A 705-nucleotide genomic window follows, 5' to 3' on the forward strand; every position below is an offset into this window, starting at 1 on the left:
CCGCTTTCGCTTCCACCAAAGACCGCACCACAGCCCGGCTGATCGTGCGCCGCGTCAAAGACGCCCGCTACCCCGACGCGCTGTTCCCGCTCTGGCGATACCACCCGTTCTTCACCAACAGCCACGAGCCGGTCGCCGACGCCGACATCACCCACCGCCGCCACGCCATCATCGAGACCGTGTTCTCGGACTTGATCGACGGGCCGCTGGCCCACATCCCATCCGGTCGTTTCGCCGCCAACTCCGCATGGGTGCTCTGCGCCGCGATCGCCCACAACCTGCTCCACGCTGCCGGGACACTCGCCCGCGGCGCACACACCCGGGCCCGCGGCGCCACCCTGCGCCGCAAACTCGTCAACATTCCCGCCCGCCTTGCCCGCCCCGCCCGCCGGCCCGTCCTGCACCTGCCTACCCACTGGCCATGGGCCCAATCCTGGCTTGCCTTGTGGCACAACACAATCGGCTACACACCACCGCAAGCAGCCACCGCCTGACCACCCCGCCCCAACCAGGGCCGAACCGACACCGAAGTGGAAAAGCTGGGCAGACCAGCAGCTACCCCATACCCGAAACCACGGTGGCACGGGGGTCGCCGAGGGGGGGGACACCCAAAACCCCCCCCCGCGGGCGGAGGGAAGGGGAAGGTGGGAGGGGTTCCCCCCCCCCCCTGCATCCCCAACACCCCCACCGAAGAGGAGGGTAACC

General features: G+C 69.6%; 1 pseudogene. It reads left to right on the forward strand.

Annotated elements, in window-relative coordinates:
- Positions 1 to 494: pseudogene (locus ACFXN1_RS45800) on the forward strand (IS1380 family transposase); the annotation flags it as partial.
- Positions 495 to 705 lie beyond the last annotated feature (211 nt).

The organism is Nocardia sp. NPDC059154 (assembly GCF_042755705.1).
Classification (GTDB): domain Bacteria; phylum Actinomycetota; class Actinomycetes; order Mycobacteriales; family Mycobacteriaceae; genus Nocardia.